This is a genomic window from Clostridium sp. HV4-5-A1G (assembly GCF_900184915.1).
GTDB classification, from domain to species: domain Bacteria; phylum Bacillota; class Clostridia; order Clostridiales; family Clostridiaceae; genus Clostridium_B; species Clostridium_B aromativorans.
The window spans coordinates 40,740-67,475 of sequence record NZ_FXYI02000001.1 but is presented as its reverse complement, the minus strand read 5'-3'; the positions used below and the strand labels follow the sequence as shown (position 1 = coordinate 67,475).

Sequence of the window (26,736 nt, the reverse complement as noted above, 5' to 3'; positions counted from 1 at the left end):
CGACCACCGAGATCTACACTTCTTGCTTCGTCGGCAGCTTCAGATGTTTATAAGAGACATATATTTTTTTATTTAAAGAAGGATTTTCATATTTTATGGAGAATAACATAAATTAAACGATGTGAAATAAATTCATAAAATGTATATATTTGTCGAATGACTTGTAAATAACAACTTTAAAAGGAGAGACCCGTGTATGCTTGAAATCAATTGGATGGAAATCTTTTTAAGGCTTATTCCAGAAACGTTTCTAGTAATTTGGGGAATACATATAATAGCTGGAAGACCTCTCGATATAAAAAAGTATATATTCTTAAGCTTTATAGTGAGTATGATTACTTTTTTCGTGAGGGATTTGCCTATATATTTTGGAGTTCACACCATAATCATAATTATCTTGATTATAGTATTAATGGTAATCATAGGAATACCTTTGATCACTTCCATATACGGAACATTATTTATGTTTTTAATGCTTTCATTAAGTGAATTTTTAAACATGCTGATACTCAAACTATTTGGCATCAACACAAACATAAATTCCATGGAACCTATAAAAAAATCCCTGATGGGTATTCCATCACTGGCAATATTGTTTTTAGCAGTTGTCATAATACGCTATCTATTAATAAAAAGAAGGATTAAAAATGTACCTGACTGAAAGGCTGGCAGTTTCCCTGGGAAAAAGAGCCAGAACTGTTCTAAAAGCAGATAAAGAAAAAGAGGAAATAATAGTGTACGGGGCAATCAACCTGCTTCAGACAATATTTTCTATATTCTGGATAATAGTAATAGGTTTAATTTTAGGAGTATTGTATGAAGCTCTGATATTTTCCGTGTCAATGAGTATATTGAGAAAATATTCAGGTGGTTTTCATGCCTCTTCTCCTAACCTTTGTATTATAGGCGGAACAATTTCTGCCGCTGCTGCTGGACTACTGGTGGACAGATTTTTTTACAGTCTTTCTTTCACGGCTACTGCAGTAATGGGTATGCTCTGCATGGCAGTTGCTTTTATAACAGTATTTTTAAAAGCTCCGGTAGACAGCCCTCAAAAACCCATTACCAGTAAAAAGATGAAAAAGATGTTTAAAAAAGACTCCATCATTACCTTGACAATATTTTCTATAATGACAATTACACTTTGTTTGCTTTATAATACAAACAACAAGCTGTATTATTTAAAAATCATAGATTGCATAAGTTTCGGCTGCCTGTGGCAGTCCATCACCCTGACAGACAGGGGAGCAGTAATTTTAAAAAAGGCCGATTCAATGTTAAAAAACATAGGAAAAAAAGGAGGGAATTCAATTGAAGGGTAAAATAGCAAAGTTATTCATCACTTTATCAGCACTGGTGTGCACAATCATGGCATTTACAATCTCAGCTTCAGCCTGCAATTGGGGTATGTATCAACCGGAGGAACCTGAATGTCTGAGAAAATAGACTAAAAACTTAAAAAGCTCTAGGGTAAAAATTACTGATTGACAAGATTGGTAATTTTTACTTTTTGATTTGAATTTTTTATCTATATGTGGGAGGAAATTATCTATGAAACACATTGCAGACAGCATATCCGTCATGTTGTCTATTATAAAAATAGCTATAGTGGTATTTGTTGCTATCATAATTTACATAAATTTACCAAATTACTGGGCAGATTTAAACATAAAAGAAAATGGTGATTTTAATTTAGTTACAACAGCATTTCTCATATCAATTATAGGCTTAATATTTTTAGTATGGTTAATAATCAATACTAAATTAGAACGTTCTTCAAATGTATTCAAAAAGTCCTGGCTCATGGAGACCCTTTTTTTTACGCTCATTATCGCAATACCCATATATATATCCACCTCCTACGAAAGTGAATACAAATATCTGTTTCTGCTCCTGATACTGTCCTCCGTAATACAATACGGCTCCAAATACGGGATTATAACTTCGCTTTTCTGTTCAACTTTTGTACTTACGGCGGATCTGCTGTACGCCCCCACTTCCAACGGCATAAATATATATTTCCAGAGAGATCTGATACTGGTGGGAATATTCATATTCATATCCTGGGTGCTGGGGTATTATGTAGATATGGAAGCTGAAAACAATAAAAGCAAGGACAACAGGTTAAACCTGCTGAGCCACAAATTAAAAGAACAGAGTATAAAAAGAGAAGATATGGAATCCTCCCTGCTGAAAAACAAGGTGTGTTTTGAAATGCTCTTTGAGAACTCCATAAACTCAGTCATAGTCCATGAAGGTGGAAAGATAATATATGCCAATGAAAGTGCTGCAAAACTCCTTGGCTATTCCAGGGCACTGGATCTGGATGATAAACTATTATATAAGCATTACCCAAAGGAATATATAATGACCTCCAAAAAAAAATACAACGATATAACAGAAAAAAAGCTGTCAAAAGTCACCATGGAGGAAAACATACTGGATTGTCAGGGGAATGCCATATCCGTCAGAAATACCTCTTCATTTTTCGTCTATGACGGCAAACCTGCAGTGATGACACTGCTGCTTGATCTGACACCTGAAAAGCAGATGGAAAACCTTAAAAACACTGCGGAAGAGAACTTGAAACTGCTCAACGAAACCAGGGAATTCAATTCACTTATAACAGAATTCTTCGTAAATATGTCCCACGAGCTCAAGACTCCCATAAATGTAATATTCGTTGCCATCCAGACCATGGACATATATGTGAACAGATGCAGCAACGAAAGTATTGAAAAATGCAAATTCTACCTAAAAACCATGAAGCAGAACTGCCTGAGACTAATAAGAATTGTAAACAATCTTTTAGACATAACCAGGCTTGACTCGGGAGCTATTAAAATAAACAAGCAAAATCAGAATATAGTAAGCGTGGTGGAAGACATCACCCAATCCGTGGCTTCCTATATAAACAGCAAGGATATAGAACTGATATTTGACACAAATGTAGAGGAAAAGATCATGGCCTTTGATCCAACTAAATTGGAGCGTATAATGCTCAACCTGCTGTCAAATGCCTTTAAATATACAGATTCCAGGGGACATATATACGTAAATGTTGAAGACAGGGGAAAGACAGTGCTTATCACCGTAGAAGATGACGGCAAGGGAATTCCGAAAGACAAGCTGGATCTTATATTTGAACGCTTCGGCCAGGCAAATCGTTCCCTTTCAAGGGACTGCGAGGGAAGCGGAATAGGACTCTATCTGGTAAAGAGCCTGGTAGATCTTCACAATGGTAAAATAAGTGTTAAAAGTGAGGAAGGAAAGGGAAGTAAATTTTTTATAGAACTTCCGGTAGAACTGGTGAAGGAAAATGACGTGAAAAACAATGAATTGTTTAAAACCAACGTAGAAAAGATAAATATAGAGTTTTCCGATATATATTCTCTTGGAAAATGAAAAGGGCTTAAAGCAATTTACTCTAAGCCCTTTACTTACGTAAAAACTTTTCCGGAAATAAAAAGATCTAAATAGACGCCTCTTTTATTCTGTTATATATGTTCCCATCTTTTGTATTGGATTTTTTCTTGAAAAAAGCTTCTCCAAATTTTACCGCAATCCACAGCCCAACTCTCCTAAGCCAAGCTACAAACCCAAAAATCTTGAGTATATTGAAAGAAGATTTAAAGGTATAGAACAATTTTGCCACCTTAAAAAATTCACTTTGCAGATCATATGGAGACATCTTTTTAGGTTTGAAGTTTACAACCATCATGTCATAGTACTGCCAGTCATTGTCCAGCAAGCGGTCTTCCCTCTTATACTGCTCATAAACAGGTGTGTTGGGAAAGGGAGTCAAAATAGCCGGCTGGAACTGATAGGCATTTATCCTCTCACAGAATTTTTCTCCTCTTTCCATGTCCTCCTTACTGTCATCATCAAGCCCCAGTACAAGGCTGGCTATCAGCCTTATCTTGTGCTTGACAAGGGCTGTACCACATTTTTCAATATCGGAAATTTTCTGTTTCTTGTTTATGTTGTCCAGGGACTTTTGATTCAGGGATTCAATTCCTATAAGTACCCTGTTCAGGTGCGCATCATGGAGGAGCTGAAGCAGTTCCTCATCGTTTGCCATATCTGTCCGTCCGAAGAAAAAGGTCTCTCTAAACACCAGGTCATTTGAAATCATCTTTCTAAGTATTTCCTTGGCCCTCTCTTTGTCTGCAGTAAAATTGTCATCTTCAAAATTTACGTATTTAAATCCCTGGTCTTTATACATCCTCAACTCTTCTATGACATTATCAGGAGTCCTCTTTCTATAAGGATGAAACATCCTGGAAGTGGTACAAAAAGAGCAGCTAAAAGGACATCCCCTGGAGGTCATGACATTGGCGGCCCTGCAGGGAGTTTTTAAAAGACTGTAATCCGGGAAAGGTATCTCATCCAGATTCTCTATGCATTTTGAATAAACTATCTTGTCCTTAATTTTTCCGCTGGCTACGTCTACAATTACCCTTTCACCTTCTCCAACTACTACCTGGTCTGCATGCTGTAGAGCCTCTTCAGGCAGGCTGGAAGCATGTATACCCCCTATGACTACTCTCTTGTGCTTGACACTTCTAAAATAGTCTGCAATGTGATATGCTCTTGTGGAAGAAGAGGTCATGGTGTAGAGCATTATTAAATCCGCGTTTTCAAATTTATTGAAATTCAAGTCTTTATACAGCTCCTCATATACTTCTACATCATATCCTGCATCTTTTAATATCCTCCCGAGTATCAACGGCCCTGAAATAGAATTGGAATGCCCATAAATTTTATCGCCAAACCTATATATGGCATTTCTCCTTATATCTGCTGCCGGAACAATAAAAATTACTTTCATATTTACACCCTCATTTATAATTTTTATCACATACAAGTATATTAGTATTTTTGTCCAAATATTTCAACTCTTTTTCAATAAACAGAAAAAATAAAGTACAAATATAAAATCTAAACTGCAGAGTGAATAGTATAGAATTTTGGTGAATTTTCGGTAAAAACCAGAAATACTGATTTACTATTCACTCTCCATTAAATATTCAGTAAACAGAGGTATAGTATATAATCTACAGCTGCAGCATTTAACCTAAAAGTTCAAAGGATGCTTTGCAATTACGGCTGCTTTGCTTGTCCATTTTTATTTGATTTTCACATACTTTCCCCAATTCATGCAGGGCCTCTCTTCATCCAGTATCTTTATAAACTGCTCCAGCATTCCCATTTTTTTCAGCTTCTTCAAGAAGGATTTGGGGTAAGGTATATTTTGCTCGTAGCTTTTCCTGGGGTCTATTACCATGAGAGATCCATCTTCCTGAACAAACAGGTGGGGAAACCTGATCTCCAATTTTTTAAAGCCCATCTTTTTCATGTCGTCTATCAAATCAGCCACTTTTATGACAAATTCCCTGCTCAGTCCATATTTCTTCAGATACTTTTCTACATTCATTCCGCCTACATAATCTCTTATAATATAATACTTACCGACTTCATAAACCTTCGGAAAATACCTGCTTTTTTCTACCGATTTTAATATATCATATTCATTCCTGCAGCTGTCTGAACTGTTAAATATTTTTAAAGCTCTTCCATCGGGCATAAGGTATACCTGCCCACTATGGCCTTCTCCCAGGTACTTGCAGTGTCTCAAACTTATCGGAATTTTTCTGGAATGAATACACCAATTTCTCAATATAACACCTCCTTTGTTTTTATGTAACATAAAAACAAAGGTTTGATACAGCTAAACAATTCTTATTACATAGTATTACGGCAATTAAATTGTGTTACAGCTATATTATAGTATTTTTTGTAGTTATATGAAAAATTTAGGTGTAATTTGTAAGTTAAAAGTGTTATGATTATGGGTACTATAGTTAAGTTATTGTTAAATTATATTTAAGTTAATTGCAAAATCAAGACGGCATATATAAAATTGAGGTTGTAAGATATTCTTAAACGAGTTCATGGTTTTGCACATAACTAAAAAGAGGAGGATCAATATGACATGGTTCAAGGATCTAAAAATAGGTAAAAAACTTTTAACAGGATTTCTAGTGACATCTTTGTTTATCATAATAATAGGCATGATAGGCACAATCAATTTAAACACGGTAAATAAAAAATCCAGCGAACTGTACAACGCCAATCTGAAATCTATAGAAAATTTAGACAGATTTGACGCCAATTCAATGAAGCTTCGCCTTGAGATAATAAATCTAGTTGAAAGCAGGGACAAAAACAATGTAAAAGATACGGCTGAAGCTATGAAGGAATTACAAAATCAAAATACAAATATAATCAGTACTTATGAAAAATCAGATCTTACACCGGAGGAAAAAACTCAGTTGGCAAGTTTAAACAAGCAAAGGGCTGAATGGCTGAACATATGCAATAATATTATAAACCTCATGGCTTCGGGCAAATACGATGATGCCATGACTTTAAACAAACAGGCGGCTTCTTATAGAAACAAACTCACTGAAAGTATTGAACAATTGATTAAAATTATAAATGAAAAGGCCGAAAAGCAGTATATAAGTATTAACAATACATTCAGGACTTCTTTCTATACAATTATAGCTCTGACTCTAATTGGAATAATTGCAGCAATAATTTTAGGCAACAGGATCACCGCCGGACTCATAAAAAGAATCAACAAGATACTGTCTTTTACAGATTTAATAAGCAAGGGGGATTTAAGCCAGTCTTTAAAGGCCAGCAGCAAAGATGAAATTGGAGATATCGCCACCAATCTGAACAATGCAAAAAATAATATAAGGGATTTAATCAGCCAGATAAATAACAGCATTGAGGAAATGAGTGCATCCAGCGAAGAACTATCCGCATCTACAGAAGAAATATCCTCAATGATGAATTCTGTAAATGAGTCTACGGCAAATATAGCAACGGGTTCTCAAAATCTAAGCAGCGTAACCCAGCAGATAAGCACATCTTCCCAGAAAATGGCACAAAGTGTGGACATCCTTCTGGGAGATGCTGAAAAGACGTCTAAAACTTCTTCAGAGATAAAAGAACGTGCTAAAAATATAAAAGAAAAAGCCTCACAGAGCATAAAAGAGGGAGAGGCCATATACAATGAGAAAAAAAATAAAATCGTAGAAGCTATAAAAGCGGGAGAGGCAGTTTCACAGGTCAAAGTCATGTCGGAAACAATCGGAAATATAGCAGAACAGACTAATCTGCTGGCATTAAATGCCGCCATCGAATCCGCCAGAGCAGGGGAAGCAGGAAAGGGCTTTTCAGTAGTGGCGGAGGAAATACGAAAGCTTGCAGAACAATCCTCCAATACCGTGGAGGGTATAAATAAAATGGTGCTTTCTGTAGAGACAGCTTTTGAAAATCTATCTTCCAGCGGCAACGAGATTCTGGATTACATGTCAAACAGCGTCCAGCCCAATTACAACCTACTGATGGAAACGGGAGTGCACTATGAAAATGATGCTGATTTTATAAATACCATGTCACAACACATGGACACTTCTTCAAAACAAATGAAAGAAATGATGACAGGTATAAATTCAGCTGTTGAAAATACGGCTTCTACAGCTGAAGAATCTGCTGCCGGATCTGAAGAAATATTGAGCAGTGTTGAAGAAGTCACCAAGGCCTCTTCAGGTATTGCCGATTCATCACAGAACCTGGCAGCACTGGCACAGAATATTGCAAAGACAATAGGTGAATTTAAGTTGTAGAGTTAAGATGTTAAAAACCTGGTTTAATTTACCAGATTTCCCACTAATTTTACATGGATATTTTCTGGAAATACTGTTAGAATAGCAAACAAGACAAGCCTAAATTTCAGTGATGAAATGCGGGGGATAATATCTAGGGGTGAATCTTTCTTTTAAAGTAGGGGTATCCCACAGTCCCGAACCCGTCAACTAACTCCGTAGGCAAAATTAAGGGGGATAATCTAATATGCATTTCAAGAAAATGAGGAGTATACTTTTTGCAATATCTCTTTGTGCTGTATCTTTTACCCAGGTTCATGCAGCAAGTTATACAGTAAAATCAGGTGATTCTATATTTAAAATAGGCGTGTTGTTCAAGAACAGTGTGGATACGATAATGAGAGACAACAATTTAAGTCAAACTACCATATATCCAAATCAGATTTTAAAGGTAAATTCGAAAACTTATATTGTACAAGCTACTGATACTCTCTATTTAATAGCAAAAAAATTCGATATATCTTTAAATACATTGATTGCCGCCAACTCTAATGTGGACAAGTATATTTATCCGGGTCAGGTGCTCAATATACCTTCAGGGTACATCTTCAAAGGAGCAGCTCCTCCCACTATAGTACCCTACAGCCAAAGCGACCTGGATCTACTTGCAAGGCTGGTAAACGCAGAGGCACAAAGCGAGTCCTATAAAGCTAAGGTCGGTGTGGCTGCTGTGGTTTTAAACAGAGTCCGCAATCCAAAATACCCATCCACTATAAAGGGTGTAATATATGAAAAATCAGGTGGATACTATCAATTCACTCCTGTATTGAACGGTTGGATAAACAAACCCGCCTCGGAGGAATCGAAAAAAGCAGCTTATGATGCGCTTCACGGCTACGATCCTACCAAAGGTGCACTCTACTATTTTGATGACAGCACTACCAACACATGGCTGTGGTCAAAACCAATTGCACTGAGAGATGGCAAGATGGTATTTACTTATTAAAATAGGGTCAGACCCCCTGACATTTTCTGTCAGGGGGTCTGACCCTATTTTACAAACTTCTCCACTTCAGGTATTATATACTCTCTTGTATTATCTATAATATTTCCTCGTTTAACCACCATCAGCGGTTTTTCAAAACAATTCAGATCTTCAAGAGGGTTGCCATCCAGGATAACAAAATCTGCAAATTTTCCAGGCTCAAGGGTTCCAACTTCTTTATCAATTCCCAGAATTTCAGAATTTGATTTAGTTGCAAAATATATGGCCTGTGCATTTAAGGCTCCGCCGTATTTTACCTGAAGCTGCAGTTCTCTCCAGGTATTATAGTGGGTTACAAAAGGCATGGCTGCATCAGTGCCAAGTCCAACTTTTATACCTTCATCTATAGCAGTTTTAAATCCTCTGGTCATTTCATCCCTTATAATTCTGCCATTGGCAAACTGCACATCGTCAAGCTTTGTGTACTCAGTGCTGATTTCCGACGTATAAATTGCCGGAGCAAAGGTAGGTATAAGAGCACTGTAGCCTCTCAAGGATTTAGGATTGTGTTTGAAAAGCTCTATTATTTCATCATCCATGGAAGCACCGTGCTCTATGGTATCCACTCCTGCCCTCAAAGCTTCCTTCAATCCTCTGGTGCTCTGGCAGTGACTTGCCACAAGCAGACCTGCCCTATGGGCCTCATCACATACAGCCGCAATTTCATCATAGGTCATCTGGACTCTTCCTGCTTCGCCTATTTTCCTGGAATCGGTAACTCCGCCCGTACTAGCTATTTTTATAAGATCCGTACCCTTATAAACATGTTCTCTTACCTTTTTTCTTCCTTCCCAGGGTGAATCTGAAGCTTCAGATACAAGTTTATATCCATGCCCTCCAGTTATGCATATCATAGGTCCAGCACATAACATGTCAGGTCCAATTTGACCGCCGTTTTTCATTTCATTTTTAACTTCTATATCATAGTAAAGTGGATCTCCCACGCTTCGGAAAGTAGTCACTCCGGCATGAAGTGCTGCCATTGCATTTTTTTTCATGTTCTCCTCGAGAAGATATTTTCCAAGAGATGACTTCATGAACTCTAGATTTTCATCCGGAGTCCTCTTTACACCTTCTTCTGTAAAAGGATTCCCATCCCCGAAAAGATGCACATGAGCATCTATAAGTCCAGGAACCACATATTTATTCTTTAAATCAAATACCTTACAGTCCTTAGGTATACCAACCTCCATTTTATTCCCCAGAGATTTTATCTTTCCTATACCATCTACATTCTCTACTAGCATTACACCTTCATTTATCATATTGCTTTCAAATCTGCCATCAATTATATTACAGTTTATAAAAGCACAAACTTCTTTTTGCTCATTCACAATAATTATCTCCCTTTTTTTAGGGGTCTGACCCCCTGACATTTTTTGGAATGGGGTCAGACCCCTAGCTTATCAAAACTATCCAGTGATTTTTCTATTTTATCATATGAAATACAGTAAGAAAGTCTGAAATAGCCCGGACATTTGAAAGATGATCCCGGGACTATAAGAAGATTGAATTTTTTTGCCCGCTGTGCAAATTCAACATCATCCGGTATCAACGATTTTGGGAACAGATAAAAGGCACCATCTGGTTTGACACAGGAGAATCCTATTTTTACAAGATGGTTGTACAAAAGATCCCGATTTTTTTTGTATATGTTCACATCCACTTTTGAATCCACACATTTTGCAATGACCCTTTGAAACAGTGAAGGCGCATTTACAAATCCCAGGATTCTGTTGGCTACATTCAAAGATTGCATTATGTTATCAAAATCATCTGCATCACTGCTGCAGACTACATATCCTATTCTCTCTCCGGGAAGAGAAAGTGATTTGCTGTAAGAATATCCGACAAATGAATTTCTGTAGTAATTCAATATATAGGGTACTTCCACTCCGTCATATACTATTTCCCTATAGGGTTCGTCGGAAATCAAATATATACTGGTATTAAACTTCTGCTGTTTTCTATTCAAGACTTCTGCCATGCCTTTAATGAGATTTTGCGAATATACAACCCCCGTCGGGTTATTTGGTGAATTTATTATTACAGCTTTAGTCCTGGAATTCACTTTGTCCTCCAGTTCATTTAAATCGGGCTCAAAAGTTTCACTGTCCGAGGGTATAATGACAAGCCTTCCATCAAAATTTTTTACATAGTTTTCATATTCCCCAAAGAACGGCGAAAATACAATAACTTCATCTCCAGGATTTAAAAGAGTTTTCAAAATAATATTTAATCCGCCTGCAGCCCCGCAGGTCATTACTAAATTGTTTTTAGTGAGTTTCACATTATATTTTTTGTTGATATTTTCAGCAATTTTGGCCCTTACATCTTCATAACCGGAGTTGTTCATATATCCATGGACTAAATTAGGAGGCTCTTCCCTCAATATTTCATATACAGCCTCTCTTATAGATTCAGGCGGTTTTACATTGGGATTGCCCAGACTGAAATCAAATACATTTTCTTCTCCATAAATTGAAGAGAGCTTTTTTCCCTCCTCAAACATAGCCCTTATTATGGAGCTTTTAGATACATATTCCTTCATTTTATCAGATATCACCTATTTTACCCCCTACCTCAATAATTTTAAATTATATTTGATTAATTATATAAAATATTCTAACACAACCATTGCCAATTCACAATTCACAATACACAATTTACAATTATGCTTGCAATTAAACTGTAATATTGGTAAACTCACTTTATAGTTTTTGAGATCAATCAATATATAAAACAAGGAGAATCTTATGAAAATTGCAGTGATATACGGTACAGAACATCGAGGAAGTACTTATAGTATTTGCCAGCTATTTTTAGAAAGACTACAACCGGAGACAAGTGAAATTACAGAATTTTTTCTGCCAAAAGATATGCCAAATTTTTGCCGCGGATGCAGTTCATGTTTTACTATAGGTGAAAAAGCATGTCCTCATTATAATCAAGTCAATCCAATAAGAGAGGCAATTGAAAAAGCAGATTTAATTATTCTTACAAGTCCCGTATATGTATTTCACGTGAGCGGGCAGATGAAGACATTACTGGATCATTTCGGCTTTCAGTGGATGGTACACCGTCCTAATAAGACAATGTTCTCCAAAATGGCCTTAGTTATTTCAACGGCTGCCGGCGGCGGAATGAAATCTACAATTAAAGATATTGTGGACAGCTTGACCTTCTGGGGAACAGGTAAGATATTTACCTACGGCAGGGCAGTTGCCGCCGTAGACTGGGAGGGTGTAAGTGAAAAGAAAAAAGTAAAAATTCATGGGGATGTAAAAAAATTATCCGATAAAATCCTGCACAGATGCGGTAAGGTAAAACCCAGCCTAAAAGTAAAGGCCCTCTTTTACGCTATGCGCTTTGTCCAGAAAAAATTTACCTTCAATGCTGTTGATAAAAAATATTGGGAAGAACAGGGATGGCTAGAACATAACCGTCCCTGGTAGTTTTATTCAATGAACAGTGCACAATGCACAACTGACAGCACAAAATGCACGATGGGCAATTGACAGCGCACAACACACAACTGACAATTCATGGTGCACAATTGGCGGTTTTTAATTTTGGGCAAAGATTGAAAAGCCTATAACTGCTATTATAAATACAATCAGACCTATATATATGGCCATTCCTGCAGGTCTCCCTGCATTTATTGTCCAGCCTATGCCAAACCTCTTTTCCACAAAGAGGGATGGATCATCAGGGTTGTAATATATGGTGTTCGCCAGCTTCCAAAAATTATCATCATCTTTATCCGTAAATTCAGATTCGATTTTCCCAAAGTCCTGTTTTCCTATTTCTATATTGCTTCCTCCCTGTCCTATCTTTATAGACAGCACCACGCTGATCAAAGTTATAAATATGACAAAGACTATGGTGAAGATGAGCACAAACAGGTGTGAAATTTCAATTATATCAAATATTTGAATGGTTCCAACAGTCAAAATCAAATTCACCGCTACCGCAGAAAACACCGCGTATATGGACCATATTCTCCTGAATCTCCTGTTTTTTTTCACGGAAATTTCAGGGTTTGAAACATTTGTCTGCTGTTTTGACCAGCCTATGATCTTATACACTATGAAAAGCATGAGAGTCACTGCCATTTCAGTAAGAGGCATTTCCCAGATCAAAAATATGGATTTGGTCTGATAACCGTTGATATTTCCTGAAAGATCCCAGTGAGTGGGCACCCTATTGGGCAAAGGTGCATAATTTGCATATCCCAAAATTATATTTATCAAAATTATTGATACGGGAATCAGAAAAAACCATGGCGATACCAGAGTTTTTCCCTTGTCCCTGGAGTAACCTACATCCACTGCCACAGCCTGCTTTTTTCCCTCAAACCAGGAATTCTTCAATTTAAGAGCTTTAACAGCCCTGTTGGATATCATATATACCAGAAAATCTATAAAGACAAAGGCAAAAACAGTAAACAAAATCACAGCTGCACTCAGGAATTTGTAATTTAGAAAACTAAACAGCAGCATAAATGGAATCCCTATTATCAGATTATTTTTTATAAACTGCCTTTTTATATCTTTGATTTCAGCACTGTCCATTTTATCTCCAGGTATTCTTACTCCAAATACAATTTCCTTTCTGGTAAAATTCGGTGTCAGCATGTTGATGACAAGTATCAATAAAAATATAAAGCACAAATATATACATAAAAATAAATTTTCCTTCATTAACATTCACCTGCCTTTATTTATTTTGCAAATCGTATTTTTGATATATACCGGAACATAATTTCAATATATCTTCCAATTTATCATCCCTCAAATAGGCTTCTGCCAGCAGATAGGTCAATTCCCTCACCAGCTTTTCATTAAATTCCTCACTATTTTTAGGATAGTTTTGATTTATAACAGCTCCTGTTCTTCTGTCTATATTCAAGTATCCATCAGATTTCAATATATTATAAGCTTTATTCACGGTGTGCAAATTTATCCCTATATCCTCCGCCATCTGTCTCACAGAAGGCAGGCTTTCCCCCGGCTTCAGATCTCCAGCTGCCATTCCCTCTATAATACTCCTTTTAAGCTGTTCATAGATGGGCATTTCAGATTCAAAATCAATTTTAATTATCATAACTACCCTCCTATTCTATTTGTTATATATAATATATAACAAATAGAATAAAATTGCAACATTTATTCAATTGACAATTGACAATGAACAATTGACAGTTGACAATTCACAGTGCACAATTCACAATCGACAAAAAAACAGAGTTCAAAGCATAAACATCAGATGATGAGGTTTGATATTTAAGCCTTGAACTCTGTTTATTACCCCCGGGGATAACCTGGACTACTCTTTATAAAATCTGGCTTTTTCCCTCAGGGTTTTCAGCTTTTCAATGGACTTTAAAAGTGTGTCATCCTTCTTTGCAAAATGAAGCCTTATCAGATAATTCACATCTTCTTTAAAGAAGCTTGACCCAGGAACCGCCCCTATTCCAACTTCTTTTGCCAGCCACTCACAAAATTTCAAATCATTTTTTACATTAAATTCCGAAACATCTATGAGCACATAATAAGCTCCCTGGGGCTTCACATATTTAAGTCCTGCCTCGCTCAATCCCTGGAGAAACAAATCTCTCTTTTTCGTATATAAATTCTTCAGCCAGTCATAGTACTCCATAGGCAGTTTAAGCCCGGCCACAACTGCTTCCTGAAGAGGTGCCGCCGCCCCCACCGTAAGAAAATCATGTACTTTTCGCACATTTTCTATTACCCTCTCGTCACCTATAACATAGCCTATTCTCCACCCGGTTATGGAATAAGTCTTGGAAAAGGAGCTGCAGCTCAAGGTTCTGTCAAACATTCCCGGAAGTGAAGCAAAATAGACATGTTTATGGGGATCCATTACAATATGCTCGTACACTTCATCCGTTATTACGAAAGAATCATATTTTTCTGCTAGACGGGCTATGAATTTCAATTCCTCAAGTGTAAACACCTTTCCTGAAGGATTTGACGGGTTACAGAGTATAAGGGCCTTCGGCCTTTGCTTAAAGGCATTTTCAAGTTCAGTCTTGTTGAAAGAAAAATCAGGCGGATAAAGAGAAACATATATGGGCTCAGCTCCGCTCAATATGGCATCTGCAGCATAATTTTCATAAAAAGGCGAGAATACTATTACCTTATCTCCCGGATCACAGACAGTCATGACAGAAGCCATCATAGCCTCAGTACTGCCGCAGGTAATTACAATCTGGGTATCCGGATCTATGTCAAGTCCCATGAATCTGGACTGTTTTTCTGCAAGAGCTTCTCTCAAATTCTGTGCGCCCCAGGTGATGGCATACTGATGAGGTCCCTTGACTGCTGCTGTTCTAAGTGCTTCCTCTATCTCCTTAGGAGGATCAAAATCAGGAAAACCCTGAGACAAATTAATTGCTCCATATTTGTTCGATATTCTCGTCATTCTTCTTATAACAGAATCGGTAAAATTAATTAATTTTCTGCTCAATTCAGGCACTACAGCCACATCCTTTCAAATTATCAATACATCAAATAACATCTGAGAATAAAGTAAAAGTCTGGGGATATACCTCAGACTTAAAATCGCAAAATATATTCTCATCTTTCAGCTTCCGCTGCAGGACTTAGCACCAATATACAACAACGTACTGGTTGCCGGGTTTCAAAGGGCCTGTTCCCTCCACCTCTCTTGATAAGTTCAAGATTTATATTAAATTATGCTATTAATTATAATCATTTAGATATGTCCTGTCAATATACCTGATTTTCCCCATTTCGTTCTACATAGCATACACCGACAGTTCCCGGTCCTGAATACACACCTACTATAGGACTTATCTGACCTATCATGTATATATTTTCCACGTTGGGAAGTCCAGAAATCCTGTTATAAATATTTTCGGCTTCTTCTCTGGCATTGCCGTGAACTACATATACGTCACAGGGGGATTTAGCTAAAAAATCATTACCTATGTCTATCATTTTACTTAAAGATCTCTTCCTTCCCCTCACCTTATGACGGGTAAAACATATGCCCTGATCATCGTCAAAGTACACTATTGGCTTTATATCCAAAATCTCACCTATTGTACCCGACAGTCTCCCTATACGCCCTCCTTTTCTGGCATACTCCAGAGTGCCGAATACGAAAAAAAAGTGCATCCTCTTCTTTATCCCAGGTATGCAGTTTACAATTTCACTAAAACTTCTGCCCTGATCCAAAAGCCTTCCACACTCTTTTAAAACTATACCCTCTCCCAGGGAAGTGGATTTGGAATCATAAACATACGATGACAGTTTATTATGTTTTTTGCTTACCATTTTCAAAGCATTATATGTACCTGAAAGTCCGCTGGAAATCGTAACAGCTACCACATGAGTATAGTTTTCCCTTTCCAGCCTGTCAAAAACACTTTCCATATCGTCTATTGAAGGTAGAGAAGATTTTGGAATTTCATATTTCATGCTGTCATATACTTCTTTTGGAGTGATCTCAACTTTATCTATATATTCCCTATCCTTATATATAATCCTAAAAGGCAATATTTCTATGCTGTACTTTTTTATGGTTTCATCATCTATGTCACAAGCAGAATCTGTCAAAAGTGCAATTTTTTCCATAAGGTTTCTCCTCCTACTCATACTTACCATAAATTATATCATACCGAGGGAAAATTATTCAAATTCTACAAAAGAGACAGGCTTTTAAGCAGATATATGCCTATAAATATAGTAAACATTGAGAAAAAAGTGGTCAAGATCACAACATCTCCCGTGAGCTTGTAATCAGAATTCATTTCCTCAGCCATTACATAACAGGAAATAGCAGAAGGTGAAGAAAACAATATAAATATGGCACCTAGATCATATTTTCTAAATCCCATTAAAAACGCCAATGTGACAACTATACAGGGAACTACTATGAGCCTCCCCACAGAAGCTGTTATGGAGTATTTCAAATTTTCCTTTACACTCTTAAATTCCAGCTGGGCACCTAGTGTTATAAGGGCCAGAGGAGTACCAAGGGAAGCAACATCGGAAACAGCCCTTTCCATAAACAAAGGCAGTTTTATGGAAAACAGCTGAAAGACTATGCCCAGAAACGATGCTATGATAAGCGGGTTTTTCACTATTCCTACAAGAGTATACTTTATTTTACTTCCTATACCGCTTTTGTCACCTCTTTCGTCAAAAGCCGCAAGTACCAGCACCGCAAAAAAATTATAGGTGGGAATGACTATGGGCAGCAAAAGAGAAATAGGTCCCATATGGGATTTTCCAAGCATGTACATTCCCATGGGAACTCCAAGGAGCACAAAATTGCTCCTATATATAGTATGTATCACAGCAGAAGCCCTTTTCCTGTCCTTAATAAACAACGGTACAATAAGCCAAAGTACCAATACTGAACCGAATATACATAAAAATACAAATATCATGAGTTTAGTGTTGGCTATATCGCTCAATTTGGAGACATATATATTTTCAAAAAGCAGTGTGGACAATCCAACTCTAAAATTAAATTTGACAGCAGTATTTATAAACCTGTCATCTATAAGTCCTACTTCCTTTATGAAATATCCCAGTGCAATTACAATAAATATAGGCATTATCACGTTAAAACTAAATATTAAATTATCCAATTGTCCAACCCCCAAGTCTGTTAAGAAAGCTAGTCCTATCAATCTGAATCAACAACCATCTGGTTATTTTTAAGATTATTTTAAGCTTTATCCTAGAAGATATATATAATTATATTCCCATACTAGATTTTAGGAAAGGAGTTTCAAGATATATGAAAAAAATTTTTTCAAAAAACAGTCTATTGAAAATAATCCTAATTTTTTTAATGTCATTATCATTTTTACTATGCATCTACAGTGTAAAAAACTACAAGTCAAATTCCTATCCACAAAACAGGACAGGACAATTCAGTCAATTTAATAGACAAAATGGACAGACAGGAAATAAAAATTGGAACCACAGTGTGAAGCAAACGCCGCCCGGCAGCAATGCAAACACTCAGAATAACCACAACAATACGATAAACTCCGGTAAGAATGGATTTAATTCTTCAAATAACAAGTTTGCACCGCTTCTCACCGTATACCTGGCAGTATTTCTTGCACTGTGTATCGTAATATATCGCAATTTCATACAGAAAAATATGAAGATAAAATCTGTAAATACCAAAATGCTTATTTTTTCGATGCTTTTTACGAGTCTGTTCCTCAAGATCACATTGTCGACTTTTATGGAGGGATACGGAGGAGATGTGAGGCTGTTTGAAAGCTGGGCATCTTCTGCTGCAAACAATTTTTCTCAATTTTACATAAATTCCAGTTCCAGCGACTACCCTCCACTCTATATATACGTACTGTTTTTTATAGGCAAAGCAGCAAGTTTAAGTTCATTAAACCCATATTATATTCTGCTCCTGAAGCTGCCCTCAATAATAGCGGATATGGCCACAGCTTATCTAATATACAAATTGGCCCAAAAATATCTTTCTGCAGAAATGAGTGTATTTCTAAGCATATTCTATATCTTCAGCCCGGCTGTATTTATAGATTCGGCCCTGTGGGGACAGGTGGATTCATTTTTTACATTACTCGTTGTACTTTCACTATTTCTGCTGTCAGAAGGGAAAACTGCACTTTCTTCAGTATTTTTTGCCAGCTCGGTACTTATGAAACCCCAGGGAATCATCTTCCTTCCCGTACTTTTCTTTGAACTCATAAGGAAAAAAGATTTGAAAATATTTATAAAATCGGTAATTTCAGCCGGAATAACTGCCCTAGCAGTGATAATACCCTTTTCCGCCAGCCAAAATATAATGTGGATCTTTAAATTGTACTCAAATACCATATCGGAATACCCCTATGCTTCTGTGAACGGATTTAATTTCTTTAACTTGATGGGAGCAAATTATGAAAACAGTTCAAATACATTTCTAATATTCAGTTATAAAATCTGGGGATTGGCCGCAATCATTACAATTACAGTGCTTTCCTGGATAATTTATATCAGACGGAAGAGCAAAACCCTGGCATTTTCCTGTGCACTTGTTCAAATTTCTGGAGTCTTTGCTTTTTCCACAGGAATGCATGAAAGATATCTGTTTCCAGCTACTGCACTGTGCATTTTGGCATTTATATACTTGAAGGATAAAAGATTCCTCACACTGCTCATGGGGTATACCATAACCATCTACGGCAACATATACTATATACTCTTCGGAACATTAAACCGCATGAATTCCAACTCCCACAGCATAATAACCGACGGAATATCTCTGCTAAATGTGCTTTTGTTCTTCTATCTCGTAAAAGTGCTCATGGACAGGGACAAGCAACTTCCGGCAATAGTGAGCAAATTGTAAACAAAATGGCATTGTTCAAATTCAATTTACATTTGATAGGAGTTTTTTTAAGAACTTTTTAAGATTAAAAGACAAGAATTGATATAGGAGAAACCAATAAAGGTATGGAAAGGAGTAAACATTCATATGGACATTAAAAAAGCAGTAATTCCTGCAGCAGGATTGGGTACAAGATTTTTACCAGCTACAAAGGCACAGCCCAAGGAAATGCTTCCTATAGTAGACAAACCAACTATCCAGTACATAGTTGAGGAAGCAGTGTCTTCTGGAATTGAAGAGATTTTGATAATTACAGGTAAAAATAAAAGATCCATCGAAGATCATTTTGATAAATCAGTTGAGCTGGAAGATGAGCTTGAGAAAAACAACAAGACAGATTTGCTGAAGCTGGTCCAAAACATATCAAATATGGTGGATATATATTATATAAGGCAGAGAGAACCCAAAGGACTAGGACATGCCGTAAGTCTGGCTAAGAATTTTATACAGGATGAACCCTTTGCGGTCATGTTAGGAGATGACATAGTTGACAACAGAATACCCTGCCTCAGGCAATTGATAGACTGCTACGAGAAGCACAGAGGATCAATTTTAGGAGTTCAGCCGGTAAAAAAGAGTGCAGTTTCAAAGTATGGCATCGTAGACGGGACAAAAATAGGTGACAGAATTTACAGAGTAAAAAGTCTGGTAGAAAAACCTGATGCCAAAGAAGCCCCCTCAAATATGGCAATTTTAGGGAGGTATATAACAACTCCTAAAATATTTGAAATCCTAGAAAGGACAATACCGGATAAAAACGGGGAAATACAACTGACAGATGCTTTAAGAGCTCTTGCAAAAATAGAACCCATGTATGCCTACAATTTTAAAGGCAGAAGATATGATGCCGGAGATAAACTGGGATTTTTGGAAGCAAACATATACTATGCCCTAAAGAGACAGGATTTGAGAGAAGATCTAATTGACTACCTGAAAGACATAGAAGAAAAAGACATATAAAAAAATAAACCTACTGTATTAAAGTGCAAATGCCGAATTTAGTGGACTTCCGGTATTTGCACTTTGACAACGCAGACATGCAATTTTAAATTTCAAAGGAATTAAATGCCTGCAGGAATCTGTCAACATCTTCTTCAGTGTGTTTTACATTCAAAAATACAGCTTCAAATTGTGAAGGTGCAACATAAATGCCCTTTTTTATCATATGGGTGAAGTATTTCGCAAAAATACCTGTATCACATTTTTTGGCATCGCTGTAATTTTTCACTTTGGAATCCTCTGTGAAAAACAGTGCAAACATGGCACCGCACCTGTTTATCACTACAGGCAGTTTTTTCTGCTCAGCTATATTTTTCACTCCATCTTCCAATTTCTTTCCCAATTTTTCGAGATGTACATAGTACTCAGGATGATCATGAAGCTTTCTCAGCGTTGTAATTCCCGCAGCCATTACAAGGGGATTTCCAGACATGGTACCTGCCTGATACACAGGTCCAAGAGGCGAAAGCTTTTCCATTATATCTTTTCTTCCGCCGTAGGCTCCACAGGGAAGACCCCCTCCTATGATCTTAGCCATAGTTGTAAGATCAGGTTTTATTTTATAGATGCTCTGGGCACCCTTATAGGCAACCCTAAATCCACTCATCACTTCATCAAATATGAGAAGAGCCCCATTTTCATCACACAGTGCTCTAAGTGATTTCAAAAAATTCTCATCCCCTGGAATCACACCCATGTTGCCTGCCACAGGTTCCACTATAACTGCAGCTACGTCACTGCCCTGCTGCTTAAAAATATCTTCTACACTTGAAATATCATTGTACTGGGCTACCAGAGTATTTTTTATACTGTCCTCAGGCACACCTGCACTTCCCGGAATACCCTCCGTCATAACTCCAGAACCTGCTTCCACCAGAAAATCGTCAAAATGTCCATGATAGCAGCCGGCAAACTTTATTATTCTATTTCTTCCCGTATATCCCCTGGCAAGCTTCACGGCACTCATAGTAGCCTCTGTTCCGGAATTGACCATTCTAAGCATTTCCACATTATCCACAGTAGTGCATATATATTTTGCAAGCTGAAGTTCAAGTTCTGTAGTGGCACCAAAAGATATGGCCCTTTCACTGGTATCTTTTATGGCCTTCACCACATCTTCATCACAATGGCCCAGTATCATGGGTCCCCAGGAACAGACAAAGTCTATATACTTATTTCCGTCTTCATCGTATATGTAAGCCCCACTGCCGCTTTTTATCACAGGCGGATTCATCGGCACATCCTTAAAGGCCCTCACCGGACTATTGACTCCCCCGGGCATATATAATTTGGACTCGTTGAATATATCATCGTTTCTCATTTTAATCTGCCTCCTCATTGACAAAATATTTTATTTATAAGTTTCATGTATTCTTTTTCCCTGCCTTCAAGCTTTCCCTCTTTTAAAACCTTTATGGCCCTATTTATATACACCTTGGCGGTGCTCTCTATCATAGTTTGTACAAGTTTTTCATTGTCCTTGGTATATCTTTTATTTTTGAAGGTCTTTATCCTCTTTTCACATATCCGGCTGCCAAAATCCTTTATTTTCTGTATTTCAGGAGAAATCTCATCCAGGGACTGCCACTTCACAAACTCATCTATGTGCTCATCTATAATATGCCTGCACTTTTCCATTTTTTCTTTTCTCATGATTTTATTTTTCTGATCAATAGCACTTATACGGTCTATATCATACAACTCAACATTTGAAAATGTCATTACATCCCTGTCTACATCCCTTGGCACTGCCAGATCAAATATAAGCAATTTTTTATCAGGAAGTTCATCCTTTGAAATTACGGTATGAGGTGCAGACGTACAGCTTATTATGCAGTCCACATCTTTATAATAGTCCTTCCTCCGGTCAAAGGCTATAAATCTAACCCAGCTGCATTTTTTATATAGTTTGTCCACTTTATCCAGATTTCTAACTGCCACGTATACAATTTCCGTACTCAAAGAATTCAAATATTTAAGAACAAGCTGTCCTATTTCGCCAAAACCCAGCAGCATATATTTTTTCATCTTTCTCTTTTCTGATTCTCTCACCACTATGGAAGGAACCGATACGGGTATCTTATATATTTCACAGGTGTTTTTAAATTTTTTGCCGCAGGTTACAGCACTCTGGAACAGCCTCTGAAGCTGTCCTCTAATGGTTCCAGTTTTAAGAGCAGCACTATAGGCGGTTTTAATTTGTCCCAATATCTGATCCTCGCCCAAAATTTTGGAATGAAAACCACAGCTCACCTTCATGAGATGTCTGATTGCATTTTTATCCTCTACATAGAATATATAGTTCTCAAGCTCTCTATCCCATCCCAGGCGATCAAATACAGCACAGATCAGATCTTCCCTCTGTAAATCAGAGTTCACGTATATCTCCGTTCTGTTACAGGTACTTAAAATCAGCACATTTCCTGTAACATCATATATGTCCCTCAATTTGTCTACAAGCCTTGCCGGTATAATGGAAAACTTCTGCCTTATTTCAATATCACATTCACTTTTCACTCCAATAAGTTGTATAATTTTTATCACCTCCATTTATAAAAATGATCCTTTCAACCAAGCTGGCAAAAGGATCATTTACAATCAGATATAATTACACATTACCGTAAAAGTAACTCATTAATATACAGCCCCCCCTATCGCCTGTAGAGTTAAAGGTGCAAAGCACAGGCAGGTCTTCTGACTCAAGATTCATCATCTAAAATACGCCTTCCCAGTTTCCAAGTGGCTCATATAAATTAGATTCATCTAATACAGCTACAGGATAGCTCAGGACTTTCACCTGATTCCCTTTTAATCAATCATATCAAACCCGTACTTATTATCAAATTTTACTTAATTATAACATTATTATAGAAAGATTCAACTAATATACACAAACTATTTTACAGTACCTTTCAAATCATATAGCTGCTGGGAATTCATTCCCATTCCTCCAAATCCATTCTTTCCCAAATTCTCATTTTCTGCACTGCTGTCTTCCCTGGCTTCACCGGTTTCATTTGTATCGGTAGATGTGGTATTTTTCCACTGGCTTTCTGGAACAAGTTTGCCGTTTTTCTGAACCCAGCTCATTATATCCTGTGAGTCCCTTCCCATTCCACCTGTGAGTACATATCTTATTTCGCCCTTTTTCACCAGCTCTTTGAACTGATTCAAAGAAAGTATTTTGTCAGAGCCCGAGAACCCTCCCAGAGGCATTATACTTTTACCGCTCTCGATTATCATGCCAGCAGCAGCGTTGGAACTGGACGCCACAAGAGCATATCTTTCATTTTTAACATGGCTGTCAAGGAATTCTATCAATTTTTTATTTTCACTAGAATATCTGCTGTCATTTCCTCCCGCAGTCCCCATTCTGAAATTTCCGGATCCGGTGTTCGACAAGAGCTCCAATCCGGCAGCAGGCATGCTCCCGTTTACGCCATGGGTTACAGCAGCTGCAGATCCCAGAAAAGGTGTTACAAGTATTCCTACAAAAGCAAGGCTGGCAAGTACTTTTGCAAAATTTATATTTCTTCCAAGGTTCAAATCATGCTTCTTTATTATCCTGTAAATTACAAGAAGCACAGAGGATGCAAAGCTCAATACAGCTGCAGCTATTATCATGCCTTTAGCTGCCGCAGGTATGGAAGAATAGAAATAGGATAACATCATCAGATGAAGTGCTCCCTCTACAATAAAGGATATCGGCAGCAGCCACGCCTTTATTCCGCCTTCCTGCCTATACAGCTTCCACATAGAAACAAGACCTATGCCGGACAAGGCTGCAGCAGGAGGTGCCATCATTGTCAGATAGTACTGGTGAAACAGTCCTTTAGTATAGCTGAAGTATATGAATTCCGGTAAAAGCCACAGCATCCACAATGCCAAATCCAATTTTCTTCTATTATCAAAAGGAAATCTCAGCTTTTCCACTATTGCCGCTGCAATAAATCCCAATATGGACAAAGGCAGGAACCACACTATCTGATCGGACAGCACATTTTTGGAGAACAATCTTGTAATACCAGCCTCAGTCTGACCGCCAAAATTTCCTGAAAGCCCACCATTTCCGCCGGGTCCGCCATTTCCCCGTCTTTGCTGCATTCCTTCCCCATTCTGCCCTGCTCCCTGGGGCATCTGTGCCGGATTCACCCCATTTTTCTGGGAGCTGCCTCCCTGAGAACTGCCATTTTGCTGGCTGCTGCCCTGAGAGCTGCCTCCGGAGCCTCCAGGGAATCCACCCGGTGCCTGCATCATTCCACCGCCCTGGCCGCTTCCATTTGCTCCTGAGGTCACATTCTGCGTATCTGAAGAATTTCTGTTTCTCTGAAAGTAAGCCATATTTCCTCCCTGTCTGTTTCCGCCAGGTCCGCCGCCCATACCTCCACTGCTGCTGCTCAGCCTCTCAAGTCCATTGTGTCCAAATATAAGCTCCATAACGGTGTTATTAGTACTGCTGCCTACAAAAGGCCTGTTCTGAGCAGGAACCAGATCCACAACAACTGTCCAGGAAAAAGATACTACAGCAAGTACAACAGTACTTATGACAAGATGCTTTAACCTCTTTTTCAAAGGTGCGGCAGCAGAGATCAGATAAGTAATATACAGGGCAGGAATAACCATATAGGCCTGGAGCATCTTTATGTTGAACCCCACACCTACAAGGACAAGACTTATAAGAAGATACTTAAATCTGCCTTTTTCTGCCGCTCTGGATAAAAACATGCAGGCAAGAAGCAGCGTCATCACCAAAAGATTATCCACAGTGTTATTCCTGCTGGTTGCTACAAAAACAGGGGTTATTGCAAGACACAGCGCAGAAATAAAGGCTGCAGCTTTTCCAAAAGATCTCTTAACCATATAATACAAAATCCCAACGGATATTACTCCTGCCAGAGCCTGTGGAAGCAGTATGCTCCATCCACTGAACCCAAATATCTTGGCAGATAAAGTCTGTATCCAAAAACCCAGGGGAGGTTTGTCAATAGATACAAATCCCCCTGGATCAGAGGCCACAAAAAAGAAATTCTTGAAATTTACGAGCATACTTTTTACACCTGCTGCATAGTATTCATTTCCGTATCCTTCCACACCTAAATTTGCAAAATTCAATACTGCAGATACGGCCATTACTGCAAATAAGGCAAGTTTTTCTTTTGTAAATTCTATCTTTTTCATAATTTCACTCCTCAATTAAACACCCATAATTTATATGACACAAAATTTATCACCTGGGCTGCAAGCGTTATAACTACCTTTGATACATATACATTAAAATTAAAACTGTCTATCAAGAATTTCATAAGCACAACTGTTACAAAAAGAGATAACACATTTACCAGAACAAATTGTATTACTTCGCGGACAATATTTTTATCCGGATTATCGTATTGAAAAGTCCATTTCTTATTGAATACAAAACTATTTATCACCCCACAGCTGTAGCCTATGATCTGGCTTACAGTGTAATATAACCCAACTACACTCTGACACAGGGTAAATACCAGAAAATCTATTATGGTATTCAACACACCGGTGGTAGAAAATCGGCTCAATAATTTAAGTCTTCCATTGAAAATAGAATCCATGGTTTTGATCAGCTGATTCATATTTTTCTACTCACCTCTTTTATTTACTATGTTTTCAATAATATAATTGGGTCTTCCCCTGCATTCATCAAAAATACGTCCTATATACTGGCCTATTATACCTATACAAAATAGTACAATTCCAAACATAATCAGATCAACGGATATTAGAAATTGAAAATTTATCAGCTCCAAGCCCTTAGCTGCAGAATTTATAAGGCCCATTATAAGCATGATTATCCCTATAAAAAACGATATTCCCCCCAAATAGCCTGACATTACAAGGGGCTTGTAGGAAAAAGAAGTTATACCGTCAAAGGCCAGTTTGAACATCTTTTTAAGAGGATACTTGGTATCTCCTGCAAATCTTTCCTGTCTTATAAACTCCACGTAGGTCTGCCTGTATCCAATCCAGCTGACAAGTCCCCTTACATATCTGTTTTTTTCAGGCAGGGAATTTAAAACATCACATACTTTCCTGTCTATAAGCCTGAAATCTCCGGTATCCACGGGAATGTCAATACTGGTCATGCTCTTTAAAAGCCTGTAAAAAACTCCTGCTGTAAGTTTTTTAAAAAAAGATTCACCTTCTCTTTTAGCCCTCTTTCCATACACAACATCATATCCCTGTTTCCACTTTTCAATCATCTCAGGTATGACCTCAGGTGGATCCTGGAGATCAGCATCTATTACAATAACCGCCTCTCCTTCTGAAACTCTCATACCTGCAGTTATAGCCGGCTGATGCCCAAAGTTCCTGGAAAAGTTAACAAGTTTTATATTCTTATCTGTACTGCATATTTTTTCCGTCTTTTCACGAGTCCTATCCCGACTTCCATCATTTACAAATATGATTTCATAACCCTCCGAGGTGGTATCCATAATTTTTTTAAGTCTTTTATAACTTTCATCTATCACCAATTCCTCGTTATACAGGGGCACCACCACAGAATAAACAGTATCTTGCTGCATTTTATTCACCTCAGTTTTCTAGGAA

Annotated in this window: 23 protein-coding genes and 3 riboswitches; of the genes, 9 read left to right on the top strand and 14 right to left on the bottom strand. The window is 37.6% G+C overall.

Going from position 1 to position 26,736, the window contains the following annotated elements; translation table 11 throughout:
* Positions 1-196: 196 nt before the first annotated feature.
* The 4 genes from J5G60_RS00285 to J5G60_RS00270 all read left to right on the top strand — a co-directional run bounded on the left by J5G60_RS00285 (position 197) and on the right by J5G60_RS00270 (position 3,405).
* Positions 197-661: a hypothetical protein gene (locus tag J5G60_RS00285; protein ID WP_150355522.1), complete on the top strand. Its 465-nt coding sequence runs from the start codon at positions 197-199 to the stop codon at positions 659-661.
* On the top strand, positions 648-1,322 hold the full coding sequence (locus J5G60_RS00280; protein ID WP_150355523.1) for an accessory gene regulator ArgB-like protein: 675 nt from the start codon (positions 648-650) through the stop codon (positions 1,320-1,322). Before J5G60_RS00285 ends, J5G60_RS00280 begins: the two co-directional genes overlap by 14 nt.
* Positions 1,312-1,446 carry a cyclic lactone autoinducer peptide gene (locus J5G60_RS00275; RefSeq protein ID WP_150355524.1) on the top strand — a complete coding sequence of 45 codons (135 nt, stop codon included), beginning with the start codon at positions 1,312-1,314 and terminating at the stop codon, positions 1,444-1,446. Before J5G60_RS00280 ends, J5G60_RS00275 begins: the two co-directional genes overlap by 11 nt.
* 105 nt (positions 1,447-1,551) lie before the next feature.
* A complete protein-coding gene (locus tag J5G60_RS00270; protein WP_150355525.1) occupies positions 1,552-3,405 on the top strand; it encodes a PAS domain-containing sensor histidine kinase in 1,854 nt (617 codons plus the stop codon).
* Between the two features lie 67 nt (positions 3,406-3,472).
* On the opposite strand, the gene J5G60_RS00265 is transcribed toward J5G60_RS00270, so the two are convergent.
* Positions 3,473-4,831 (bottom strand): B12-binding domain-containing radical SAM protein, encoded by a 1,359-nt coding sequence (locus J5G60_RS00265; protein WP_150355526.1) that lies wholly within the window; start codon positions 4,829-4,831, stop codon positions 3,473-3,475.
* Between the two features lie 297 nt (positions 4,832-5,128).
* A complete protein-coding gene (locus J5G60_RS00260) occupies positions 5,129-5,680 on the bottom strand; it encodes a protein kinase (RefSeq protein WP_236035004.1) in 552 nt (183 codons plus the stop codon).
* Positions 5,681-5,990: 310 nt separating this feature from the next.
* Between J5G60_RS00260 and J5G60_RS00255 the strand changes: the two genes are divergently transcribed.
* Together J5G60_RS00255 and J5G60_RS00250 are read left to right on the top strand one after the other, a co-directional pair.
* Entirely contained in the window at positions 5,991-7,703 is a 1,713-nt protein-coding gene (locus tag J5G60_RS00255) for a methyl-accepting chemotaxis protein (RefSeq protein WP_150355528.1), read from the top strand.
* An 86-nt stretch (positions 7,704-7,789) separates the two neighbouring features.
* Positions 7,790-7,922, top strand: a riboswitch (cyclic di-AMP (ydaO/yuaA leader).
* A gap of 7 nt (positions 7,923-7,929) precedes the next feature.
* The gene (locus J5G60_RS00250) at positions 7,930-8,688 is read left to right on the top strand and encodes a cell wall hydrolase (protein WP_150355529.1); all 759 of its coding nucleotides are present in this window, start codon (positions 7,930-7,932) and stop codon (positions 8,686-8,688) included.
* A 44-nt stretch (positions 8,689-8,732) separates the two neighbouring features.
* Here the strand turns inward: J5G60_RS00250 and J5G60_RS00245 are convergent, their stop codons facing one another.
* Both J5G60_RS00245 and J5G60_RS00240 read right to left on the bottom strand, forming a co-directional pair.
* Positions 8,733-10,061 carry an amidohydrolase family protein gene (locus J5G60_RS00245; protein WP_236035002.1) on the bottom strand — a complete coding sequence of 443 codons (1,329 nt, stop codon included), beginning with the start codon at positions 10,059-10,061 and terminating at the stop codon, positions 8,733-8,735.
* 56 nt (positions 10,062-10,117) lie between these two features.
* On the bottom strand, positions 10,118-11,293 hold the full coding sequence (locus J5G60_RS00240) for a pyridoxal phosphate-dependent aminotransferase (RefSeq protein ID WP_150355531.1): 1,176 nt from the start codon (positions 11,291-11,293) through the stop codon (positions 10,118-10,120).
* Between the two features lie 190 nt (positions 11,294-11,483).
* Between J5G60_RS00240 and J5G60_RS00235 the strand changes: the two genes are divergently transcribed.
* Positions 11,484-12,182, top strand: a complete 699-nt coding sequence (locus J5G60_RS00235) for a flavodoxin family protein (protein ID WP_150355532.1) — start codon at positions 11,484-11,486, stop codon at positions 12,180-12,182.
* 111 nt (positions 12,183-12,293) lie between these two features.
* On the opposite strand, the gene J5G60_RS00230 is transcribed toward J5G60_RS00235, so the two are convergent.
* From J5G60_RS00230 to J5G60_RS00210, 5 genes are all read right to left on the bottom strand, one after another.
* Positions 12,294-13,430, bottom strand: coding sequence for a DUF1648 domain-containing protein (locus tag J5G60_RS00230; protein ID WP_150355533.1), 1,137 nt, complete (start codon positions 13,428-13,430; stop codon positions 12,294-12,296).
* Between the two features lie 16 nt (positions 13,431-13,446).
* Positions 13,447-13,833 (bottom strand): GntR family transcriptional regulator, encoded by a 387-nt coding sequence (locus J5G60_RS00225; RefSeq protein WP_150355534.1) that lies wholly within the window; start codon positions 13,831-13,833, stop codon positions 13,447-13,449.
* A 222-nt stretch (positions 13,834-14,055) separates the two neighbouring features.
* Positions 14,056-15,228 (bottom strand): pyridoxal phosphate-dependent aminotransferase, encoded by a 1,173-nt coding sequence (locus J5G60_RS00220; RefSeq protein ID WP_150355535.1) that lies wholly within the window; start codon positions 15,226-15,228, stop codon positions 14,056-14,058.
* A gap of 98 nt (positions 15,229-15,326) precedes the next feature.
* Positions 15,327-15,430: riboswitch (SAM riboswitch) on the bottom strand.
* A gap of 52 nt (positions 15,431-15,482) precedes the next feature.
* A complete protein-coding gene (locus J5G60_RS00215; RefSeq protein ID WP_150355536.1) occupies positions 15,483-16,352 on the bottom strand; it encodes a DegV family protein in 870 nt (289 codons plus the stop codon).
* Between the two features lie 65 nt (positions 16,353-16,417).
* On the bottom strand, positions 16,418-17,374 hold the full coding sequence (locus J5G60_RS00210; protein ID WP_150355537.1) for an AEC family transporter: 957 nt from the start codon (positions 17,372-17,374) through the stop codon (positions 16,418-16,420).
* Positions 17,375-17,526: 152 nt separating this feature from the next.
* Between J5G60_RS00210 and J5G60_RS00205 the strand changes: the two genes are divergently transcribed.
* Together J5G60_RS00205 and galU are read left to right on the top strand one after the other, a co-directional pair.
* Positions 17,527-19,113, top strand: coding sequence for a glycosyltransferase 87 family protein (locus tag J5G60_RS00205; protein WP_150355538.1), 1,587 nt, complete (start codon positions 17,527-17,529; stop codon positions 19,111-19,113).
* 126 nt (positions 19,114-19,239) lie between these two features.
* Positions 19,240-20,112: a UTP--glucose-1-phosphate uridylyltransferase GalU gene (gene galU / locus J5G60_RS00200; protein WP_150355539.1), complete on the top strand. Its 873-nt coding sequence runs from the start codon at positions 19,240-19,242 to the stop codon at positions 20,110-20,112.
* A gap of 85 nt (positions 20,113-20,197) precedes the next feature.
* Here the strand turns inward: galU and hemL are convergent, their stop codons facing one another.
* From hemL to J5G60_RS00175, 5 genes are all read right to left on the bottom strand, one after another.
* Positions 20,198-21,472, bottom strand: a complete 1,275-nt coding sequence (gene hemL, locus J5G60_RS00195; protein ID WP_150355540.1) for a glutamate-1-semialdehyde 2,1-aminomutase — start codon at positions 21,470-21,472, stop codon at positions 20,198-20,200.
* Between the two features lie 14 nt (positions 21,473-21,486).
* Positions 21,487-22,701, bottom strand: coding sequence for a glutamyl-tRNA reductase (hemA, locus tag J5G60_RS00190; RefSeq protein ID WP_236034999.1), 1,215 nt, complete (start codon positions 22,699-22,701; stop codon positions 21,487-21,489).
* A 117-nt stretch (positions 22,702-22,818) separates the two neighbouring features.
* Positions 22,819-22,997, bottom strand: a riboswitch (cobalamin riboswitch).
* A 49-nt stretch (positions 22,998-23,046) separates the two neighbouring features.
* Positions 23,047-25,329, bottom strand: a complete 2,283-nt coding sequence (locus J5G60_RS00185; RefSeq protein WP_150355541.1) for a glycosyltransferase family 39 protein — start codon at positions 25,327-25,329, stop codon at positions 23,047-23,049.
* An 11-nt stretch (positions 25,330-25,340) separates the two neighbouring features.
* Positions 25,341-25,760, bottom strand: a complete 420-nt coding sequence (locus J5G60_RS00180; RefSeq protein WP_150355542.1) for a GtrA family protein — start codon at positions 25,758-25,760, stop codon at positions 25,341-25,343.
* Between the two features lie 6 nt (positions 25,761-25,766).
* Entirely contained in the window at positions 25,767-26,711 is a 945-nt protein-coding gene (locus J5G60_RS00175) for a glycosyltransferase family 2 protein (protein ID WP_150355543.1), read from the bottom strand.
* Between the last annotated feature and the right edge of the window lie 25 nt (positions 26,712-26,736).

What these genes read in the sequence shown, in the direction of transcription:
- J5G60_RS00235 (WP_150355532.1), top strand. Translation starts at nt 11,484, where the DNA reads ATGAAAATTGCAGTGATATACGGTACAGAACATCGAGGAAGTACTTAT.
- J5G60_RS00230 (WP_150355533.1), bottom strand. Translation starts at nt 13,430, where the DNA reads ATGAAGGAAAATTTATTTTTATGTATATATTTGTGCTTTATATTTTTA.
- J5G60_RS00175 (WP_150355543.1), bottom strand. Translation starts at nt 26,711, where the DNA reads ATGCAGCAAGATACTGTTTATTCTGTGGTGGTGCCCCTGTATAACGAG.
- J5G60_RS00255 (WP_150355528.1), top strand. Translation starts at nt 5,991, where the DNA reads ATGACATGGTTCAAGGATCTAAAAATAGGTAAAAAACTTTTAACAGGA.
- J5G60_RS00185 (WP_150355541.1), bottom strand. Translation starts at nt 25,329, where the DNA reads ATGAAAAAGATAGAATTTACAAAAGAAAAACTTGCCTTATTTGCAGTA.
- galU (WP_150355539.1), top strand. Translation starts at nt 19,240, where the DNA reads ATGGACATTAAAAAAGCAGTAATTCCTGCAGCAGGATTGGGTACAAGA.
- hemA (WP_236034999.1), bottom strand. Translation starts at nt 22,701, where the DNA reads ATGGAGGTGATAAAAATTATACAACTTATTGGAGTGAAAAGTGAATGT.
- J5G60_RS00250 (WP_150355529.1), top strand. Translation starts at nt 7,930, where the DNA reads ATGCATTTCAAGAAAATGAGGAGTATACTTTTTGCAATATCTCTTTGT.
- J5G60_RS00270 (WP_150355525.1), top strand. Translation starts at nt 1,552, where the DNA reads ATGAAACACATTGCAGACAGCATATCCGTCATGTTGTCTATTATAAAA.
- J5G60_RS00225 (WP_150355534.1), bottom strand. Translation starts at nt 13,833, where the DNA reads ATGATAATTAAAATTGATTTTGAATCTGAAATGCCCATCTATGAACAG.
- J5G60_RS00215 (WP_150355536.1), bottom strand. Translation starts at nt 16,352, where the DNA reads ATGGAAAAAATTGCACTTTTGACAGATTCTGCTTGTGACATAGATGAT.
- J5G60_RS00285 (WP_150355522.1), top strand. Translation starts at nt 197, where the DNA reads ATGCTTGAAATCAATTGGATGGAAATCTTTTTAAGGCTTATTCCAGAA.
- J5G60_RS00180 (WP_150355542.1), bottom strand. Translation starts at nt 25,760, where the DNA reads ATGAATCAGCTGATCAAAACCATGGATTCTATTTTCAATGGAAGACTT.
- J5G60_RS00280 (WP_150355523.1), top strand. Translation starts at nt 648, where the DNA reads ATGTACCTGACTGAAAGGCTGGCAGTTTCCCTGGGAAAAAGAGCCAGA.
- J5G60_RS00265 (WP_150355526.1), bottom strand. Translation starts at nt 4,831, where the DNA reads ATGAAAGTAATTTTTATTGTTCCGGCAGCAGATATAAGGAGAAATGCC.
- J5G60_RS00205 (WP_150355538.1), top strand. Translation starts at nt 17,527, where the DNA reads ATGAAAAAAATTTTTTCAAAAAACAGTCTATTGAAAATAATCCTAATT.
- hemL (WP_150355540.1), bottom strand. Translation starts at nt 21,472, where the DNA reads ATGAGAAACGATGATATATTCAACGAGTCCAAATTATATATGCCCGGG.